Origin of the sequence: Bradyrhizobium sp. (assembly GCF_017881085.1) — a bacterium.
Classification (GTDB): Bacteria; Pseudomonadota; Alphaproteobacteria; order Rhizobiales; family Xanthobacteraceae; genus Bradyrhizobium.
The window spans coordinates 1-19,450 of record NZ_JADGRI010000067.1; the positions used below are offsets into that span (position 1 = coordinate 1).

Sequence of the window (19,450 nt, forward strand, 5' to 3'; positions counted from 1 at the left end):
TGCGACGTCTCCGACCGCAAGGCAGTCGCAAACCTTTTCGCGGCGGCATTGGCAAAACTCGGCGGTCTCGACGTGCTCGTCAACAATGCCGGCATCGCCGGGCCGACCTCCAAGGTCGAGGAGATGAATCCGGAGGACTGGGACCGCTGCCTGGAGATTTGCCTGACCGGGCAATTCAACTGCGTCAGGCTGGCGGTGCCGCATTTGCGCCAGAGCAAGAACGCCTCGATCGTCAATATTTCATCCGCCGCCGGCCGGCTCGGCTTTGCGATGCGCACGTCCTATGCCGCGGCGAAATGGGGCGTGGTCGGACTGACAAAATCGCTGTCGATCGAACTCGGGCCGGACAATATTCGCGTCAACGCGATCCTGCCCGGCCTCGTCGCCGGCGACCGCCAGCGCCGGGTGCTGGAAGCCAAGGCGCAGCAGCGCGGCATTTCCTACGCCGAGATGGAGCGGACGGCGTTCTCCTATACCTCGATCAAGGATTACGTGACGCCGGAGCAGATCGCCGATCAGATCCTGTTCATGTGCAGCCCGCGCGGCCGGACGATCTCGGGGCAGGCGATCTCGATCTGCGGCGATACGCAGATGCTCGGCTAAATTGTCAGCCACCAATCCGTGATTGGCTGCCGTGGCTGCCGCAGGTCATACTACCTCAGCGGGCAATTGTAACAGGCCGCCAAAAACCAGCGGCCCGCCGTCCGGGGGGTGCCTGTGAAAGTTGCAGGGTTGTGCCGAATAGTCGTCGCGGCGAGCTGCGCGGCGTTTGCCGCCGGTCCGGCACCGGCTGAGCCGCGTGTCGCCTTATCCGGATACAACGCCGACATCGGCCAAAGCTCGATCTCCGGCATCTCTTCCGGCGGGTTCATGGCCGTGCAGTTCGGCACCGCCTGGTCTTCGGTGATCCGGGGCGTCGGCGTTGTCGCCGGCGGACCGTTCTGGTGCGCGCAGGCTGACGCCAACGACGCCTTCGACGCGTTCTCGCTTCCGTTCATCAACGCGACCGGCCTGTGCATGTCCGGAAAGCCGCTTGCCGACCTGAATAAATTCATCGGCAAGGCCGACGCCAAATCGGCTTCCGGCGATATCGATTCCCTGCAAGGGCTGAGCCGGCAGAAAGTATATGTCTTCCACGGCTATAACGACGACAAGGTCGCAGAATCGGTCACCGATGCGACCGTGGCGTTTTATCGCCATTATCTCGGCGAGCCCAACCGCGGCAATTTGTACTACCAGGCTGCGATCGGGGCTGGTCATTCATTGGTGGTTGCGAAGGACCCTCACAGCGGCGGTCCCAATGACTGCAACGTCACGGCCAGCCCGTTTATCGACGCGTGCGGCTATGACCAGGCTGGAATCATCCTGCAGCATATTTACGGGGCGCTGAACGCGCCCAACCGCGGCCAGCTGAGCGGAATGGTCAAGCGCTTCGACCAGTCGATTTATACCGACCCCAGGGATCCAAGCCCGCTAAGCCTCGCCGACAGCGGCTACCTGTTCGTTCCCAGGGAATGCGAGGACGGCGCGGCGTGCCGAGTGCATATCGCCCTGCACGGGTGCCTGCAGGATGCCGGCGAGATCGATCAGCGTTTCATCGACGAAACCGGCTACAACGCCTGGGCGGACACCAATCGGCTGATCGTGCTTTATCCGCAGACCGCGGTGAGCTGGTATCTGCCGTATAATCCGCTGGCCTGCTGGGATCTGTGGGGCTACGTCGATCAGAACGACAGCTATGTCACCAAGTCCGGATCGCAGATCAGGACCATCAAGGCCATGCTCGACGCGTTGACGTCGCGCGGCACGCCGGGCGCCGCTCCGGCGCCGGCAACAGGCGCCGCGCCGACGGCGGCGACAGTTGTCGACACCTCCGATAACGGAGCGGATTTGGTGTGGACGCCGCTCGCGGGAGCCGCGACCTATCGCGTCTGGCGCGCCGGCGCCGACGGTCAGTTCGAGGCGGTGGGAGATACCGCAAGCCCCGGTTTCGCCGATTCGGACTTGTCACAGCGATCCGCTTATCGTTGGCGCGTCACGGCCGTCGTGAATGGGGTCGAAGGCCCGCCCTCCGTCGAGGTCGCGGCCACCACCCGGGCCGCTCCCCCCGCTTGCGACCGTCCAGGCAGTTGCCCGATCGACAAGTGATCGGCGTTTTGCACCGGGCCAAAACGCTATAGAAGCAACGCATGATTCCATGGTTGCAGGTTGATATGGCACGCGTGCCGGGCGCAGAGGTCGAACTTCGCCTGATGCGAAGGGGTGCCGAATTCTCGATGATGCTCGGTCCGAACGAACTGATGAACAGCCGGCTCAGCGGCTCCGAGGAGGCGCTTGCCACGCTCGCCTGCAGGCGGCTAGAGGCGGTCAAGCGGCCACATTTGCTGATCGGCGGACTGGGGATGGGGTTCACGCTCCGTGCCGCGCTCGCCGTGCTCGGACCTGAAGCCCGGATCACGGTGGCCGAACTTGTGCCCGCCGTGATCGCCTGGGCGCGAGGTCCGATGGCGGATGTTTTCGGCGACAGCCTGGACGATCCGCGCACGGAGATTCGCGAGGCTGATGTCGCCGATGTGATTCAAGCTCATGCTTCCGCCTTCGATGCCGTCCTGCTAGATGTCGACAACGGCCCGGAAGGCCTGATCCGCAAGGCCAACGATGCGCTCTATGATGCGAAGGGGTTGAAAGCCGTGCGCCGGGCGCTGCGGCCGGGCGGCGTGCTCGCCGTCTGGTCGTCGGGGCCTCACCCCGCCTTCGCAAAACGGCTTCGCGACGCTGGCTTCGAGGTGAACGAGGTCAATGTGCGCGCCACGACCAAGCGCAGCGGCGCACGACATGTCATCTGGTTCGCGACCAAGCCGGAGGGTGGACGCTAGAGCAGGATGGTTTTGAGTTAATTGAGGATTGGTGCCGGTTTGGTCACGTCGCCCCGCGAAGGGCGGGGAGAGGGAGAAGTGATCGACGCGGTGCTCCTGCCGGTCAGGGGCGGGTGCTCTGCGCCACCGCCGCGACGATCGAACCGGTCCAGGGCCATTCGCTGGAGACGAGCTTGCCGGCAACCACGATCAGCGTCACGGCCAGCATCAGCCGCAGCGCCATTTCCGGCACGCGGGTGGCGAAGTAGCTGCCGACGATAATGCCGGGCAGGGAGCCCATCAGCAGCACGGCCATGAGATGCCAGTCGATCGCGCCCAGCGCCCAGTGCCCGATACCCGCGATCAGCGTCAACGGCACCGCGTGCGCGATGTCGGAACCGACGATGCGCGACATCGGCAGTTGCGGATAAAGCAGGAGCAGCGCGGTCACGCCCACCGCGCCGGCGCCGACCGACGAAATCGAGACCAGCACGCCCAGTGCGGCTCCAACCAGTACGGTCGCGCGCGCGATCGTGCGGTCGTCGAGCCGCTCCATACGCCAGCGCAGCGAATCCATGATGGTCTTGCGGAAGATCAGCGATGCCGCCGTCAGCAGCAGCGCAAAGGAAAGCACGACGTTGACCAGGCTGCGTGCGGCAGCGCTGTCGAGATGGAGCTGCCACAGAACGATCAGTGTCAGGATGCTGGCCGGAATGCTACCGCTGGCGAGCCGGGTCACTGCGGGCCAGTGGATGCTGCGCGCCCAGCTGTGCACGACGCTGCCGCCGGTCTTGGTGGCGGCGGCGTAGAGCAGATCGGTGCCGACCGCCGTCGAGGGATGAATGCCGAACAGCAGGATCAGCAGCGGCGTCATCAGCGAGCCGCCGCCAACACCGGTCATGCCGACGAGAAGGCCAACGCCGAAACCCGAAGTGACGTAGAGCGGATCGATCACCGGCATCGCGCGGGCCTGCACTCACGTCTGGTCATCGCCAAGCTTCCCTCGTGGGTGCAGCGGCGCATGGTCGTCCCGACCGTGCGGCACCTCATCAGGTAGGATCATCCCCGCGATGACGGCAATAGCGCGGCCGAAAAAAGAAGGATCCTTGCGTTGAACCGGCCCGGGTAGGGATTCCTGCCTTTGAGCCGCCAAGCGGCGAAAGCCACGGCCTGTCGGAACCGCCGGCGGTAAATTCTTCCAGATCGGCTTGCGTGCCCCTCTCCGCCCGGCATTTCAAGCCGTGCGCGCCCAGACGCAGCGCAAATGACTCGCATTACCAGCTGTGGCCGGGATGGCGGGGTTCGATCTGCGTTGGCAGAATTGATCTGCGCTCGAACGCCGCAGGCGCGACGCATAAATACGGGCTCGCTTAGCGAAACGTTAAAAGTAAACGGACTATATAGCTCAACCTCGAGACATCAAGATAATCCAGCATTCCTGCCCAGGCCAGAACCATGCACGCATTTTCAAGGCTCTCCATCAGCGCGAAGCTTTTCGCGATCGTTTCATTCCTGTTTCTGGTCATCGCCATCATCGGCGGATTTGCATTCATGCAGATGCGCGCCATCAATGCCGCGGCCCATGATATCCAGGCGCAATGGCTTCCGAGCGTTCGATGGGTCGGCGAGATGCGGGTGCAGTCCGCGCGCTTTCGCGCGGTGCTGCGCGATCACCTGATCGTTGCGGATGCCGATCGCGCGGATGTCGACAAGAACCTGGTAGCGCGCAAGGCCGACTTTGAAAAGGCCGCGCAGGCCTACCGGCCGTTGATCTCCTCGCCCGCCGAGCGCGAACTCGCGGATGAACTGGACAAGCAGTGGCAAAGCTTCGCCGGCGCGTCAGCCGAAGTGCAGTCGCTCGCCAGTAAAGGCGACATCGCGGCGGCAAAGGAAATCAACGCCAAGAAAGTGGTGCCGACCGGCCGTGCGATGGACGCAACGCTTGCCAAGCTCGTGGAGCTCAACGACAAGGGCGCCGAAGCGGCCGGACAAGGCGCAGAAGCAACCTATGGGAGTGCTATCCTCCTGATGGCCGTCATTCTCGGCGGCGCGATCATGCTCGGGCTTGGTGCGGCGATCTACATGGTCCGCGACATCCGCCGCGGCATCGGCTCGATCCTGAAGCCGATGGGGCAATTGACCGATGGCGACCTCTCCGTCGCGATTCCGCACCAGGGCGAGGCCACCGAGATCGGCCGGATCGCCACGGCGCTCCAAATCTTCAAGGAGGCGCTGATCGCCAAGAAGGCGTCGGATGAGGCGGCCAAGGCCGAAGAGGCGATCAAGGCGGCGCGCGCTCAACGCGTCAGCGCGGCTACCGGCAATTTCGAGGCGATGATCGGCGAACTGGTCGATTCCCTTTCATCCGCTTCGACCGAGCTCGAGGCATCGGCAACGACGATGACGAAGACGTCGGATGCCACGATGTCATTGTCCGATTCTGCCGCTTCGGCGTCGCGTGCGGTAACCGACAACATCCAGGCGGTGGCGGCGGCGACGGAAGAAATCACCTCGTCGGTCAACGAGATCGGCCGACAGGTCCATGAATCCAACAGGATCGCCTCCACGGCCGTCAGCCAGGCGCAAAAAACTGACGAGAGCATCGCGAGGCTTTCGCTCGCCGCCGGCCGCATCAATGACGTCGTCAAGCTGATCACGGAAGTGGCCGAGCAGACCAATCTGCTCGCGCTCAATGCCACCATCGAGGCCGCGCGCGCCGGCGAAGCGGGGCGCGGCTTCGCGGTTGTCGCATCCGAGGTCAAGGCGCTGGCGACCCAGACCGCCAAGGCGACTGCGGAAATCGACGCCCAGGTGGCCGACATGCAGACCGCAACCGCGGAGACCGTTACCGCCATCAGGGAAATCGGTTCGACCATCACGCTGATTTCGGAAGTGTCCTCGGCGATCGCCGCGGCCGTCGAACAGCAGGGCGCGGCGACGCAGGAGATCGCGCGCAACGTGCAGCAGTCGGCGCAGCTCTCGACGCAGGTGGCCGCCGAAGTGACCGAGGTCAAGCGCGGTTCGAGCGAAACCAGTGCGGCGTCCGGCGAAGTGCTGACGGCGGCGCGCTCGCTGGCGCACGAAAGCGATCATCTGAAGAACCAGGTCGAGACATTCCTGGATACCGTGCGCGCGGCATGATCGAATAAAAAAACAGCGCGGCGGATGGTTCCGCTGCGCTGTTTTCTTGAGGCGAGGGCGCGTTTCCGTGCCGCTTGCGCCGAGCCGGAGCTCAGCTGTAGATTTCGAACAGGCCTGCGCCGCCCTGGCCGCCGCCGATGCACATCGTCACCACGCCCCACTTCGCCTTGCGCCGGCGGCCTTCCTGCAGGATGTGGCCGGTCAGACGCGCGCCGGTCATCCCGAAGGGATGGCCGATCGCGATCGAGCCGCCGTTGACATTGTACTTCGCGGGATCGATGCCGAGCTGGTCGCGGGAATAGAGGCACTGGCTGGCAAACGCCTCGTTGAGTTCCCACAGATCGATATCGTCGATCTTCAGGCCATGACGCTTCAGGAGTTTCGGCACCGCGTAGACCGGGCCGATGCCCATCTCGTCCGGCTCGCAGCCCGCCGCCGCCCAGGCGACGAAGCGGCCAAGCGGATTGAGACCGCGCTTTTCGGCGTCCTTGGCTTCCATCAGCACCACGGCCGCCGCGCCGTCCGAGAGCTGGCTGGCGTTGCCGGCAGTGATGTATTTGCCGGGACCCTTGACCGGCTCGAGCTTGGCGAGGCCTTCCATGGTCGTCTCCGGACGGTTGCACTCGTCGCGGTCGACCACATAGTCGACGATACTCTCGGCCTTGGTCGCCTTGTCGACGACCTTCATCCTGGTCTTCATCGGGACGATTTCGTCCTTGAACTTGTTGGCCTGCTGGGCGGCGGCCATGCGGCGCTGCGATTCCAGCGAGTACTCGTCCTGGTATTCGCGGCTGACCTTGTAGCGTTCCGCGACGATATCGGCGGTGTCGATCATCGCCATGAAAATGTCGGGCGCGGTCTTGAGCAGCTCCGGGTCGACCACTTCCTTCGGCAGCGGGCCGCCGGGGACCGAAATGCTCTCCACGCCGCCGGCGACGATGCAGTCGGAGCCGTCCGAGCGGATCGAGTTGGCCGCCATCGCGATGGTCTGCAATCCCGAGGAGCAGAAACGGTTCACCGAGACGCCGCCGGTCGACTTCGGCAGGCCGGCGAGCAGGGCGGCCTGGCGGCCGATATTGGGCGCGCCATGCGCGCAATTGCCGAGATAGCAATCCTCAACATATTCCTTGTCGACGCCGGCGCGCTGGACGGCGTGCTTGATGGCATGAGCCGCCATCGACATCGGCGCGGTGATGTTGAACCCGCCGCGGCCGGATTTCGCCAGCCCGGTACGGGCGTAAGAAACAATGACGGCTTCACGCATTTTTTTGATCTCCCTTTGGGCTGGCCAATGCTGCCTCGCGAAACGCTGTAATCGTACATAATTCCCGCGGGAGCAACGAAAATACGGCCGGTTCAGACTTCCGGCGAGCGGAATTCCGGCTCGCGGGATACCCGCGCTGGGCGGCGGTATCAGCCTGCGCGTTCACACGATCCGAGAGCTCTTGTTGCCCCAGTAGCGGTCGCGCAACAGCCGCTTGTAGAGCTTGCCGGTCGGCAGCCGCGGCAGTTCATCCTCGAAGTCGATCGAGCGCGGCACCTTCTGGCGCGACAGCGACTGGCTGCAGAAGGCGATCAGCTCGTCGGCGAGCGCGGCGCAGGGCTCGATGCCCGGCATCGGCTGCACCACCGCCTTTACCTCCTCGCCGAGATCGGCGTTGGGCACGCCGAACACGGCCGCGTCCGCGATCTTGGGATGGGTGATCAAGAGGTTCTCGCATTCCTGCGGGTAGATGTTGACGCCGCCGGAGATGATCATGAAGGTCGCGCGGTCGGTCAGATAGAGATAGCCGTCGTCATCGACATAGCCGACGTCGCCGACCGTGCTCATGCTGCCATCCGGCGAGCGCGCCTCCCTGGTCTTGTCCGGATCGTTGAAATATTCAAACGGCGTGGCGGTCCTGAACCAGACCGTGCCCGGCGTGCCCATGGGGCACGCTTTCATGTTCTCGTCGAGAATATGCAGGTCGCCGAGCAGCACCTTGCCGACGCTGCCACGGTGGGCGAGCCATTGCTCGCTGTTGCAGGCGGTAAAGCCCAGGCCTTCGGTGGCGCCGTAATATTCGTGGATGATCGGTCCCCACCACTTTATCATTTCTTCCTTCACCGCGGCCGGACAGGGTGCTGCGGCGTGGATCGCAGTTTCCAGCGACGACAGGTCGTAGCGCGTTCGGATTTCCTCCGGCAGTTTCAGCATGCGTGAGAACATCGTCGGCACCAGCTGGCTGTGGGTGACGCCCCATTTCTCGACCAGCTCGAGGTAACGTTCGGGATCGAAGTGCTCCATGATGATGACGGTGCCGCCCTCGCGGATCGTGAGATTGACGGCGGCCTGCGGCGCCGAATGATACAGCGGCGCCGGGGACAGATAGATCATGCCCTCGCGGTACTGCCAGAGTTTCTGCAGGAAATCGAAGATCGGAAGGTTCTGCACCGGCGGCTGCTCGGGCAGCGGCCGCAGGATTCCCTTTGGCCGTCCCGTCGTGCCGGATGAATAGAGCATGGCGGTGCCGACGGTTTCGTCCGGGATCGGCGTTTTCGGCAGGCGGGCGGCGGCTTCCTGCAGGCCGACGATCCGCTCATTCTCGCCGGGACCATCTGCAACGATGCAGAGTTCGACGTTCGGGCATTCCTTGAGCGCCTCGCGGGCGACGTCGAGCTTTGCGATCGAGGTGATGAGCACCCGCGATCGGCTGTTGTTGACGATGTAGGCGAGTTCGCCTGGCGTCAGGTATGAGTTCACGCAGGTGAAATAAAGTCCGGAGCGCTCGCCCGCGCCGCAGGCCTCGAGGTAGCGGCCGTTGTTCTCCATGAAGATCGCATAGTGGTCGAGCCGCTTCAGTCCGAGATTGCGCAACAGATGCGCCAGGCGATTGCTGCGTGCCTCCAGTTCGCGATAGGTCACGGCTTCGCCGGTAGCCGCCATGATGAAGGCGGGCTGCAGCGGACGCAGATATGCATGCTTGCCGGTATACATTTTGTCTCCCATTCCCTCATGCGGCCAGAAGAAGAATTTCGCGCACCTGCGCCGGCGAATCGATCCTGCGCGGGTTGCGCGGTACCCATGGCGTCGCCATCGCCAGTTCTGCGATGCGATCGAAATGCCCGGGGTCGATCCGCAATTCCTGCAGGCTGCGCGGCATGCCGAGCACGCGGATGAAATCGTCCAGCACGTCGGCGGCGTCCATGCCAGGCTTGCCCATCGCCGCTGCGACCAGCGCCTGCCGCTCGGAATTGTCCGGTTTGTTCCAGCGCAGCACCGACGGCAGCATCACGCAGGAAGTATAGCCGTGCGGCACGTCGTAGACGGCGCCGAGCACATAGCCGATGCCGTGGCTGGCGCCCATCGGCACGCCCGACGACAGCGGTCCCATCGAGAGCCAGGTGCCGATCTGGCAATCCATCCTGGCGTCGAGATCGGCAGCGTTCGCCTTCACGCGCGGCAGCGCCTGCGCCAGCATCGACAGGCCCTTCAGCGCCTGAGCGTCGGCGAAGGGGTGCGCTTCGCGCGAGCACAGGCCCTCGACGCAATGGTCGACGGCGCGGATGCCGGTCGAAAGCCACAGCCATTCCGGTGTGTGCACGGTCACGGCGGGATCGAGGATCGCCGCACGCGGCATCACGAGGTCATGGCGCACCATTTCCTTGGTTCTGGTGCGCAGATTGGTGACGCCGGCGATCGCGCTGAACTCGCCGCCGGCGATCGTCGTCGGCACGCTGATCTGGCGCACTACGGGCGCCTTCATCGGCGGTGCGACGCCCTTGATCGCGCGGATCCGATCGATGTCGTCGGTGGTGCGGACGTCATTGGCGAGACAAAGCTGTACCGCCTTGGCGCCGTCGGTGATCGAGCCGCCGCCGACAGTGACGATGAGATCGGCGCCTGCGCTGCGCGCCTCTTCGGCGGCGGCGACGACGGCCTCGCGCGGCGTGTGCGGCGGCATGGCATCGAAGGTGCCGACGCAACGCGGCCCCAGCATTTTGCGGATCTTCTCGATCTCGTCGGTGGTTCGGTTGAGCGTGCCGCTGACCATCAGGAAGGCGCGGCCCAGACGAAGGCGGTCCATCTGCCCGGCGACCGCGTCGGCGGCCGGGCGGCCGAACACAACCTCGTCCATGGCGCCGAAGACGACACGCCCCTTGTGCACGACGATTGTCCTCCCCGGACATTTTTGTCTTGTTGCAACGTTGCGGGCAATTTAGCGGAGGTGCCGCGCCGATGGGAACAATAAAATAGCTCTCGTCCGTGGACTTGCCAAAACGAAACGCGCCGTCATTCCGGGGCGACGCGCAGCGTCGAACCTGGAATCTCGAGATTCCGGGTTCGCTCGCTTTGCGCGCGTCCCGGAATGACAGCTTACGAAACCAGCAGCCCCGCAACGTCCGCGATCACAACCTGTCGCTCCGAGAACAGGATTTCCGCCGCCCCGCGCTCCCAGTCGCCGGTGGAGGGCTCGAGCGGATCCCGGGCGCTCAGACGATGTTCGAGAACCAGCCGCGCATACAGCGCGCGGCGCGCGTCCGAGCCCGGCCGGGAGGCTTCCCACATCATCAGGATGGCGCTGGTGACGTGATAGAGGCCGGAGGCCGCCTGCCGGGCGTTCGCTTCCAGCGCAGGCTCGGCGGCGACGCGTTCGGCGAAGCTGAGCGTGCGGTCGAGCGCGGCGCGCAGGCGATCCCGGAACGCCGCCGGCACCGCCGTGGCGTTATCGAGCAATTTGGTGAGCGCGGTCCCCAGAGCCCGATGGGCGCGGCTCTTGCCGACCGCGCGGGTGACGATGTCGAGCGCGTTGATGTTGCTGGTGCCCTCCCAGAGCACGCCGATATGGGCGTCCCGGATCAGCCGCGCATGCACCCATTCCTCGATATAGCCATTGCCGCCGCGCACTTCCATGGCGCCGGTCGCCACCGGAATGTTGTCGCGGCAGGCGCGGAATTTCAAAAGCGGCGTGAGAATCCGCAAGGCGCTCTCCGCTTCCTTCGAGCCGGCATTGGCGCGGTCCATCGCGCTGGCCGCAAACAGGAACATCGAAAGCGACTGTTCCGAAGGGATTGCGATCTTCAGGAGCTGACGGCGAAGCAGGGGATATTCGATGATGGTCTTGCCGAAGGCCGTTCGGCTGCGCGCGCAAACCATCGCCTCGTTGACGCAGCGCCGCATCATGGCGGCCGCGCGCACGCCGTGCGAAAGCCGCGACAGGTTGACCTGCTCCATCATCTGCTTCAGGCCGCGGTCGGCATCGCCGACCAGGTAGGCGACGGCGCCCTCCAGCAGGATCTCGCCTGATGCCATCGAGCGGGTGCCCAGCTTGTCCTTGAGGCGTACGATGCGGTAGGCGTTGCGGCGGCCGTCCTTCAGCCGGCGCGGCAGGGCGAATAGCGCGAGCCCCTTGGTGCCGGCAGCCGCGCCTTCCGGGCGTGCCAGCAGCAGCGCGACGTCGGCGTCGGCGTGCGAGCAAAACCATTTATCGCCGTAGAGCCGCCACACCCCTTCCTCGCAGCGCGCCATTGTTTCGATCGCGCCGACGTCGGAACCGCCGGAACGTTCGGTCATGAACTGCGTACCCTTCCACTGCGCGGCCGGGTCGGCCGACAGCATTTTCGGCAGCAGGTAGTCCTTAAGCTCGGCGCTGGCGAATTTGCGGATCAGGTGGATCGAGGTATCGGTGACGCTGATCGGACACATCAGTCCGAACTCGGCCTGCACGAACAGATATTGCAGCGCATATTTGGCGACCGCGGGCAACGGCCGGTCCATGCCGAGCGCGCCGCCGCGATGGCTCATGGCGTGAAACTGGAAATCAGCGAATGCGATGCTCTCCATTTCGCGATAGGACGAATGGTAGTCGATCCAGTCCTCGTCGCGGCCGAAGCGATCCCTGGCATTGAGCACCGGCGGATGCTTGTCGGCGGTCCGGGCGAGTTCGTCCAGTCGCCCGCCCGCCAGTTCCCCCAGGCGACGGAAATGCGGCTCCAGCCGCCGGTAATCGTCCGGCTGCAGGTACAGCCGGAGCAGATCGCGCAAGCCCCGATCAATCTCATAAAAATTCTGACCCGCGCAATCCGGCGCGATGCGATCGGGGCCGCGGCCCTGCGCCTCGGCTCCGGCGAACGATTTGTGAGAGGGAGGCGCGTGCATGTCTGACCTCGTTTGACGGATCGTTCGGCCGGAGGGATCTCCGCGATAATGCCCGCCTCATGGCGCGGGGTCGAGAGCGAATTGCCTGGTGGTCTGGCCGGTACCGCTGCGGCATTTTCGCTGACTTGGGACGCCGCGAAACTGCGATGGTTTCGCAGCTTTTGCTTCGAAATGGGACAATTCCGCTGTCATGCCTTCCTGGCGTCTTCTTGGCCAAAGTCGCGACACTCGGAAGCGCCTGACCCGGCCAGAAGGCCAGTTCTGGTTGGATGCGCGGCGCGATATCAATGCCGCGATCCGGTAAATTGTCTGCACGCACGATCATCGTCAGCGCGGCACGACAAAATTGCTTGATATCGCCCGGTTCTTGCACAGACTGGGCACTCAATCTCATCACGATCCCGCCGGCACGATTATGGCAGCAGGATCTTCGGCGCAGGAAGTGCAGGGGTGATGGAAGTGCGAGCGACTGAGAGATCGGGGCGTTTGGCTCGCGATGCTGCAGGTTCCAGTCTCCGTTCATTTCGCGTTGTGGGACCGCTCGTCGTCCTGCTTGCAGTCTCCTTGTCCGGCTGCGGCGACAAGCCGCCTCCGCAGGCGGCAAGCGCGGCGCCGCCGGTCACGGTCGCGCAGCCGACCAAACGCACCGTCACCGATTGGGACGAATTCACCGGACGGTTCGATGCGGTGGAAGAGGTTCAGGTCCGCGCCCGCGTCGGCGGCTTCGTCACCAGCGTGGAATTCCGCGACGGCGCCTTCGTCAATACCGGCGACCTGCTCTATGTCATCGACTCCCGCCCGTTCGAAGCCGTGGCCGAGCAGGCGGACGGCCAGGTTTCGGATGCGCGCGCCAGGGCCGAACTCGCCAAGCGCGAACTCGATCGCGCGCTGACATTGAATCAGACCCAGGCGGTCTCCGACTCCATTGTCGATCAGCGCCGCCAGGCCCTGCAGGCCGCGAAAGCCGCGGAAATGCAGGCCGAGGGCCTGCTCAAGGCGGCCCAGCTCAATATCGAGTTCAGCCACGTCATCGCCCCGATCGGCGGTCGCGTGAGCCGCCACCTCGTCAGCGTCGGCAATCTCGTGTCAGGCAGCGACAACAGCGGCAACGCAACACTGCTCACCTCGATCGTCTCGCTCGATCCGATCTATGTCTATTTCGACATGGATGAGGCGACCTACCTCAAATACAACCGGCTCTATTTCGAAGGAAAGCGGCCGAGTTCGCGCGAGAATCCGAATCCGGTCCAGGTGACGTTGACCGGCGAAACCAAGCCCTCGCATGACGGCAGGATGGATTTCCTCGACAACCGGCTGGATGTCTCGACCGGCACCCTGCGCAGCCGCGCGGTGATCCCGAACAGGGATTTCTCGATCCTGCCGGGTCAGTTCGGCCGCGTGCGGCTGATCGGCAGCGCGCCCTACGAGGCATTGCTGTTGCCGGATACGGCCATCGCCACCGATCAGTCGCGCAAGATCGTCTTCGTGGTCAAGGACGACGACACCGTGGAGGCGAAGCCGGTCGTCCTCGGGCCGCTCGACGAAGGCCTGCGGGTGATCCGCGAGGGCCTGAAGGCGGAAGATCGCGTGATCGTCGATGGCTTGCAGCGCGCCCGCGTCGGCGCCAAGGTGAGCCCGCATCCGGCGCAAGCGCCGGCCGGTGGCAAGACATGAATCTGGGCCGGCTTTCCATCAATCAGCCCATCCTGGCGATGGTGCTGTCCATCGTGCTGCTGATCGTCGGCGCGATCGCCTACACCACGCTGCCGATCTCCGAATATCCGCAAGTGGTGCCGCCCACCGTCGTCGTCACCACGCAATATCCCGGAGCTTCCGCGCAAACCGTCTCCGATACGGTCGCCGCTCCGATCGAGCAGGAAATCAACGGCGTGGACGACATGCTGTATCTCTACAGCCAGGCGACCTCCAACGGCCAGCTGAATATCACGGTGACCTTCAAGCTCGGCACCGATCTCGACAAGGCCCAGGTGCTGGTTCAGAACCGCGTCGCGATCGCGCAGCCCCGCCTGCCCGAAGAGGTGCAGCGCAACGGCGTCGTCACCCGCAAGAACAGCCCGGACCTGATGATGGTCGTGTTCATGCTGTCGCCGGACGATACGTTCGACCAGACCTATATTTCCAATTATGCGCTGCTGCAGGTCCGCGACCAGTTGCTCAGGCTGGACGGGGTCGGCGATATCCAGATTTTCGGCGCGCGCGACTATTCGATGCGGCTGTGGCTCGAGCCCGACAAGATCGCCAATCTCGGGATGACCGCGGGCGACGTGCTGGCGGCGATCAGGGCCCAGAACCTGCAGATCACCGGCGGCCAGCTCGCCGCACCGCCGATCGAGGATCGGGCGTTCCAGCCGAACCTCACCTTTTCAGGCCGTCTCAAGGAGCCCGGACAGTTCGAAGACATCGTCATCAAGGCCGGCGCCGATGGCCGCACGGTGCGACTGCGCGATGTGGCCAGAATTGAACTGGGTGCGCTGGATTTCTCCACCAACGGCTTCCTGCTCAGGAAGTCTGCGGTCGCACTTCTCGTGTTCCAGCGCCCCGGCTCGAACGCGCTCGCCACCGCCAAGCGCATTTCCGAAACCATGGTGAGGCTCAAATCCGAATTTCCAAACGGGCTCGACTACAACATCGGCTACAATCCGACCGAATTCATTGCACAGTCTGTGAGCGAACTGGTCAAGACGATCTACGAGGCAATGGCTCTCGTCGTCGTCGTCGTGCTGGTGTTCCTGCAGGGCTGGCGTCCCGCGATCATTCCGATCGTGGCGATACCGGTGTCGCTGGTCGGCACCTTCGCGGTGATGGCGGCGCTGGGATTTTCGATCAACAATCTGACCCTGTTCGGCCTTGTGCTCGCGGTCGGCATCGTGGTCGATGACGCGATCGTCGTGGTCGAAAACGTCGAGCGGCATCTTGAACACGGCATGAGCCGGCGCGATGCGGCACTCAGGACGATGGAGGAAGTTGGCGGCGCGCTGGTCTCGATCGCGCTGGTGCTCTGCGCGGTGTTCGTGCCGACCGCGTTCCTCGGCGGCATTTCCGGCCAGTTCTTTCAGCAGTTCGCCGTCACTATCGCGGTGGCGACGGCAATCTCGCTTTTCTGTTCGCTGACACTTTCGCCCGCGCTCGCCTCGCAGATCCTGCAGCCCCACGACGAGAAGCGGCCGCCGGCGAGCTGGAATTTCATCGCGCGCGGCTGGGCCGCCTTTACCGGCTTCTTCAACCGCGGCTTTGGCCGGCTGTCCCATGGTTATGCCGCGGCGGCAGGATTTGTGATCCGGCACTCGGTGGCGATGCTGCTGGTTTACGCCGTGCTGATCGGCAGCGCCGGCTGGCTGCTCTTTACCACGCCGCAGGGCTTCATCCCCGCGCAGGACCGCGGCTATGTCATCGTCGCCGTGCAATTGCCCGGGGCGGCCTCGCTGGCGCGCACGACCGAAGTGGTTCGCAGGATCGAAAATATCGCGCTGGACACGCCGGGCGTCGTTCGCGTGCCGGCGCTTGCAGGCCTGTCGGGTGCGACGCGCACGCAGGCCGGCAACTCCGCGGCGCTGTTTCCGGTGTTCGACGAACCCGAGGTCCGGGCCAGGAAACGACTTACGGCCAATTCCATCACCGCGGAGTTGCGCAAGCGGCTGGCGGGTATCGAGGACGCGTTCATTATCGTCATTCCGCCGCCAGCCGTCCCCGGGATAGGCACCGGGGGTGGCTTCACCATGCGCATTCAGGACCGTCAGGGCCGGGGCAGCGACCTGCTCGCGGCGGCGACCGACGAACTGGTCGCGGCGGCCCGCAAGGCGCCGGGACTGACCGCGGTGTTTTCGCCCTATACCGCCAATACGCCGCAGGTGTTCGTCGATATCGATCGCGTCAAGGCGCAGAAACTCGGCGTGCCGATCGCGAACATCACCGAGACGATCGAGACCTATTTCGGCTCGGCCTATGTCAACGACTTCAACCTGTTCGGCCGCACCTACCACGTCACCGCGCAGGCCGATCTGCCGTTCCGGAAAGAGAGCGCCGATCTCGCACGGCTGCGCACCCGCAACGCCGCCGGCGACATGGTGCAGCTCGGCAGCGTCGTGGACTTCAAGGATATTTCCGGGCCCGATCGCGTCGCGCGCTACAACCTCTATCCGTCGTCCGAGCTGCAAGGCGATACGCTGCCCGGTACGAGTTCGGCGACCGCCATCAACACCATGAAGAAGCTGGCGCAGGAGACGTTGCCGAGCGGATTCTCCTATGAATGGACGGATCTGTCCTACCAGCAGGTCACCGGCGGAAATACCGGCCTGCTGGTGTTCCCGATCTGCGTGCTGTTCGTGTTCCTGGTGCTGGCGGCGCAATATGGCAGCTGGAGCCTGCCGTTTGCCGTCATCCTGATCGTGCCGATGTGCCTGCTGGCCGCGACCATCGGCGTGCGGATCATGGGACAGGATGTCAACATCCTGACCCAGATCGGCTTTGTCGTCTTGGTGGGATTGGCCGCCAAGAACGCCATCCTGATCGTGGAGTTTGCCCGCGACATCGAACTGGAGGGAAAGGCGCGCCTGGACGCCGTCATCGAGGCCTGCCGCCTGCGGCTGCGTCCGATCCTGATGACCTCGTTTGCGTTCATTTTGGGGGTGCTGCCGCTGGTGGTTTCGACCGGCTCTGGCTCGGAAATGCGCCAGGCGGTCGGCGTCGCCGTGTTCTTCGGCATGTTGGGCGTGACCGTGTTCGGGCTGATCTTCACGCCGATCTTCTACATCATCGTCCGCAACCTGGCCGACGGCTCGCGCCGGAAGGTTCCCGCCAGGGAGCCGAGCGGACCCTAAGCGTCGCCCCTTTTCGCGCCGCGCCTACGCCGTTTTGCCAATGCGAAATAGATGGGCAGGCGCAGGGTTATTAAATATCATGTCCGGAACCGGAACCTGGGGGAGAGACGTATTATGAAGTCGGGATTGTTGTCGGCGGCCGTTGCGATATCCGGCCTGTTGCTAGCCGCGCCGGCGTCGGCGCAGGGCGTCAAGATCGGAATCCTGAACGATCAGTCCGGCGTCTATGCCGATTACGGCGGCAAATGGTCGTTCGAGGCGGCCAAGATGGCAGTCGAGGATTTCGGCGGCAGCGTGCTCGGCCAGAAGATCGAGGTGATCTCCGCCGACCACCAGAACAAGCCGGATCTCGCCACCGCCATCGCGCGGCGCTGGTACGAGGTCGAGGGCGTCGACATGATCACCGAGCTGACGACGTCGTCGGTCGCGCTCGCGATTCACGACCTGTCGAAGCAGATGAAGAAGATCGACATCGTGGTGGGCGCGGCGACCTCGCGCCTGACCGGCGACGCCTGCCAGCCCTACGGCTTCCACTGGGCCTACGATACCCATGCGCTCGCGGTCGGCACCGGCGGCGCGCTGGTCGAAGCCGGCGGCGACACCTGGTTCTTCATGACCGCCGACTATGCCTTCGGCTATGCGCTGGAAAAGGACACCGGCGATCTGGTCAAGGAAAAGGGCGGCAAGGTGCTGGGCTCGGTCCGCATTCCCCTGAACTCGTCGGATTTTTCGTCCTTCCTGCTGCAGGCGCAAAGCTCGAAAGCGAAGATCATCGGGCTCGCCAATGCCGGCCTCGACACCACCAACTCGATCAAGCAGGCGGCTGAATTCGGCATCGTCAAGGGTGGCCAGAAACTTGCCGGCCTGCTGCTGACGCTCGCCGAAGTCCACGGCCTCGGCCTTGAAGCAGCCCAGGGGCTGGTGCTGACCGAAGGCTATTACTGGGACCGCGACGACAAGAGCCGCGAGTTCGCCAATCGCTTCTTCGCCCGCACCGGCCGGATGCCGAACATGATCCAGGCCGGCACCTATTCGGCGACGCTGCAATACCTCAAGGCGGTCAAGGCCGCCAATACCAAGGACACCGAAGCGGTCGCCGCGAAGCTGAAGGAACTGCCGGTCGACGATATGTTCGCGCAGGGCGGGAAGGTTCTGCCCAACGGCCGCATGGTGCACGACCTCTATCTGTTCGAGGTCAAGAAGCCGTCGGAATCGAAGAAGCCCTGGGATTACTACAAGCAGCTCGCGGTGGTGCCCGGCGACAAGGCGTTCCCCTCCGCCAAGGACTCAGGCTGCCCGCTGACGAAGTGATCGCGGCGGTCAGCGGTTTCGGCTGTTTCCCCGACTTGAATCGCCGCGCCCTCTCTGCGGAGACGGCGCGGTGCAGCTTCAAGAATCAGCGGCTCGATTCTCGTCAGGCGATTTCCCGATCGGTGCCGATCGGGATGCTGACGGTGCCGGGCAATGCGTATTCGGAGTGGCTGGAATAGATGACTACTCTGTTCGCCAGTTGCGACAGCACCCGCTTCAAGATCCGCGCAGCCTGGTCGAAATCCAGATGTTCGACCGGCTCGTCGAGCAGAACGAGCGGAGCATCGTTGAGCAGCGCGCGGGCGAGATTCAGCCGCTGCGCTTCGCCGAGCGACAACATGTCCTGGCTGATCCAGCCATCGAGCCCATCGGCGAAACGTCCGTCGAGTTCCACGGCGGCGAGCGCCAACCAGCATTCTTCTTCAGTGGCGCCCGGCGCGAAGAGATTTTCGCGAACCGTATCGGACAGGATGGCGGCATCGTGCAGGCAGAGATGTGACGCCGCGCGGCGATAGGCGCCGAGCATCACGATCCCGTCGCCGACAAACTGGCCGTTGTTGTCGGTGCCGATCCAGCCGGCGATCTGTTTGAGCAAGGTCGTCTTTCCCGTGCCACTGGCGCCGACGAGGGCTGTCGGATGGCCGGCGCGGAAACTCAGATTGATCGGCTGGCCGAGGCGGCGGCCATCGGGCGTCTGGCGCGGCACGTTCCTCAGCGTCAGGTTCTGCAGGAGCGCCGGCGAGGGCGTTGGCGTTGTCTTCGGTGCGGTTGCCGTCGACCAGTCCTTGAGCCCTTCGCGGGCGGCGCGCTCTCGCACCCTTCCAAGCACGATCCGCGAGACGCTGTGCGCGGTCTCGCCCAGCGCGAGCCAGCCGAATCCTAGAAAAGCCGGAACCAGAAGCGCGCTGCCGCGCTCGCCAGCGTGCCAGGCCGCGACCAGCACGCTAAGCGCCGCCAGCGGGCCGGCAAGCCCGGCAAGCATGTCGAGCATGGCCAGCGCGCGACGCTGGGCAAGCCGCCCGGCTTCCGCGTCGCTGAAACAGGCAAAGGCGGTGGTCAGGATATCCGGGAAGGCGCGCTCGGCCTGCAGCGGCACCACCGAGGCCAGCGCTGTCCCCAGCAGGCGCCCGGCAGCGCGTTGCGAGGATCGCACGCTTGCCCATTGC

The 19,450-nt window shown here is 64.5% G+C and carries 13 protein-coding genes; 7 read left to right on the forward strand and 6 right to left on the reverse strand.

Annotation, left to right across the window (positions count from 1 at the left end):
• From QZ213_RS08980 to QZ213_RS08990, 3 genes are all read left to right on the forward strand, one after another.
• A partial coding sequence (locus QZ213_RS08980; RefSeq protein ID WP_291685711.1) for an SDR family oxidoreductase occupies window positions 1–603 on the forward strand: 603 nt, incomplete at its 5' end.
• A gap of 129 nt (window positions 604–732) precedes the next feature.
• On the forward strand, window positions 733–2,148 hold the full coding sequence (locus tag QZ213_RS08985) for a hypothetical protein (RefSeq protein ID WP_291685712.1): 1,416 nt from the start codon (window positions 733–735) through the stop codon (window positions 2,146–2,148).
• 41 nt (window positions 2,149–2,189) lie between these two features.
• A complete protein-coding gene (locus QZ213_RS08990; RefSeq protein ID WP_291685713.1) occupies window positions 2,190–2,876 on the forward strand; it encodes a spermidine synthase in 687 nt (228 codons plus the stop codon).
• Window positions 2,877–2,979: 103 nt separating this feature from the next.
• Here the strand turns inward: QZ213_RS08990 and QZ213_RS08995 are convergent, their stop codons facing one another.
• Window positions 2,980–3,810 carry a sulfite exporter TauE/SafE family protein gene (locus QZ213_RS08995; protein ID WP_291685723.1) on the reverse strand — a complete coding sequence of 277 codons (831 nt, stop codon included), beginning with the start codon at window positions 3,808–3,810 and terminating at the stop codon, window positions 2,980–2,982.
• A 500-nt stretch (window positions 3,811–4,310) separates the two neighbouring features.
• Here QZ213_RS08995 and QZ213_RS09000 point away from each other — a divergent pair, with 500 nt between their 5' ends.
• Entirely contained in the window at window positions 4,311–5,996 is a 1,686-nt protein-coding gene (locus QZ213_RS09000) for a methyl-accepting chemotaxis protein (RefSeq protein ID WP_291685714.1), read from the forward strand.
• Window positions 5,997–6,087: 91 nt separating this feature from the next.
• Here QZ213_RS09000 and QZ213_RS09005 read toward each other — a convergent pair whose 3' ends face one another.
• The 4 genes from QZ213_RS09005 to QZ213_RS09020 form a co-directional block, all read right to left on the reverse strand.
• Window positions 6,088–7,260: an acetyl-CoA C-acyltransferase gene (locus QZ213_RS09005; protein ID WP_291685715.1), complete on the reverse strand. Its 1,173-nt coding sequence runs from the start codon at window positions 7,258–7,260 to the stop codon at window positions 6,088–6,090.
• Window positions 7,261–7,422: 162 nt separating this feature from the next.
• A complete protein-coding gene (locus QZ213_RS09010) occupies window positions 7,423–8,973 on the reverse strand; it encodes an AMP-binding protein (protein WP_291685716.1) in 1,551 nt (516 codons plus the stop codon).
• A gap of 16 nt (window positions 8,974–8,989) precedes the next feature.
• Window positions 8,990–10,144, reverse strand: coding sequence for an iron-containing alcohol dehydrogenase (locus tag QZ213_RS09015; protein WP_291685717.1), 1,155 nt, complete (start codon window positions 10,142–10,144; stop codon window positions 8,990–8,992).
• 209 nt (window positions 10,145–10,353) lie between these two features.
• A complete protein-coding gene (locus QZ213_RS09020; protein ID WP_291685718.1) occupies window positions 10,354–12,135 on the reverse strand; it encodes an acyl-CoA dehydrogenase family protein in 1,782 nt (593 codons plus the stop codon).
• 453 nt (window positions 12,136–12,588) lie between these two features.
• On the opposite strand from QZ213_RS09020, the gene QZ213_RS09025 reads away from it, so the two are divergent.
• The 3 genes from QZ213_RS09025 to QZ213_RS09035 all read left to right on the forward strand — a co-directional run bounded on the left by QZ213_RS09025 (window position 12,589) and on the right by QZ213_RS09035 (window position 18,284).
• Window positions 12,589–13,809, forward strand: a complete 1,221-nt coding sequence (locus QZ213_RS09025; RefSeq protein ID WP_291685719.1) for an efflux RND transporter periplasmic adaptor subunit — start codon at window positions 12,589–12,591, stop codon at window positions 13,807–13,809.
• Window positions 13,806–16,973, forward strand: coding sequence for a multidrug efflux RND transporter permease subunit (locus QZ213_RS09030; RefSeq protein ID WP_291685720.1), 3,168 nt, complete (start codon window positions 13,806–13,808; stop codon window positions 16,971–16,973). Before QZ213_RS09025 ends, QZ213_RS09030 begins: the two co-directional genes overlap by 4 nt.
• Window positions 16,974–17,087: 114 nt before the next feature.
• Window positions 17,088–18,284 (forward strand): ABC transporter substrate-binding protein, encoded by a 1,197-nt coding sequence (locus tag QZ213_RS09035; protein WP_291685721.1) that lies wholly within the window; start codon window positions 17,088–17,090, stop codon window positions 18,282–18,284.
• Window positions 18,285–18,387: 103 nt separating this feature from the next.
• On the opposite strand, the gene QZ213_RS09040 is transcribed toward QZ213_RS09035, so the two are convergent.
• Window positions 18,388–19,450: ATP-binding cassette domain-containing protein (locus QZ213_RS09040; RefSeq protein ID WP_291685722.1), on the reverse strand; the 1,063-nt coding region annotated here is incomplete at its 5' end.

Bases quoted from the DNA above. Each gene is read 5' to 3' on its own strand.
- QZ213_RS08990 (WP_291685713.1), top strand. From the start codon at position 2,190: ATGATTCCATGGTTGCAGGTTGATATGGCACGCGTGCCGGGCGCAGAG.
- QZ213_RS09000 (WP_291685714.1), top strand. From the start codon at position 4,311: ATGCACGCATTTTCAAGGCTCTCCATCAGCGCGAAGCTTTTCGCGATC.
- QZ213_RS09005 (WP_291685715.1), bottom strand. From the start codon at position 7,260: ATGCGTGAAGCCGTCATTGTTTCTTACGCCCGTACCGGGCTGGCGAAA.
- QZ213_RS09010 (WP_291685716.1), bottom strand. From the start codon at position 8,973: ATGTATACCGGCAAGCATGCATATCTGCGTCCGCTGCAGCCCGCCTTC.
- QZ213_RS09020 (WP_291685718.1), bottom strand. From the start codon at position 12,135: ATGCACGCGCCTCCCTCTCACAAATCGTTCGCCGGAGCCGAGGCGCAG.
- QZ213_RS09025 (WP_291685719.1), top strand. From the start codon at position 12,589: ATGGAAGTGCGAGCGACTGAGAGATCGGGGCGTTTGGCTCGCGATGCT.
- QZ213_RS09030 (WP_291685720.1), top strand. From the start codon at position 13,806: ATGAATCTGGGCCGGCTTTCCATCAATCAGCCCATCCTGGCGATGGTG.
- QZ213_RS09035 (WP_291685721.1), top strand. From the start codon at position 17,088: ATGAAGTCGGGATTGTTGTCGGCGGCCGTTGCGATATCCGGCCTGTTG.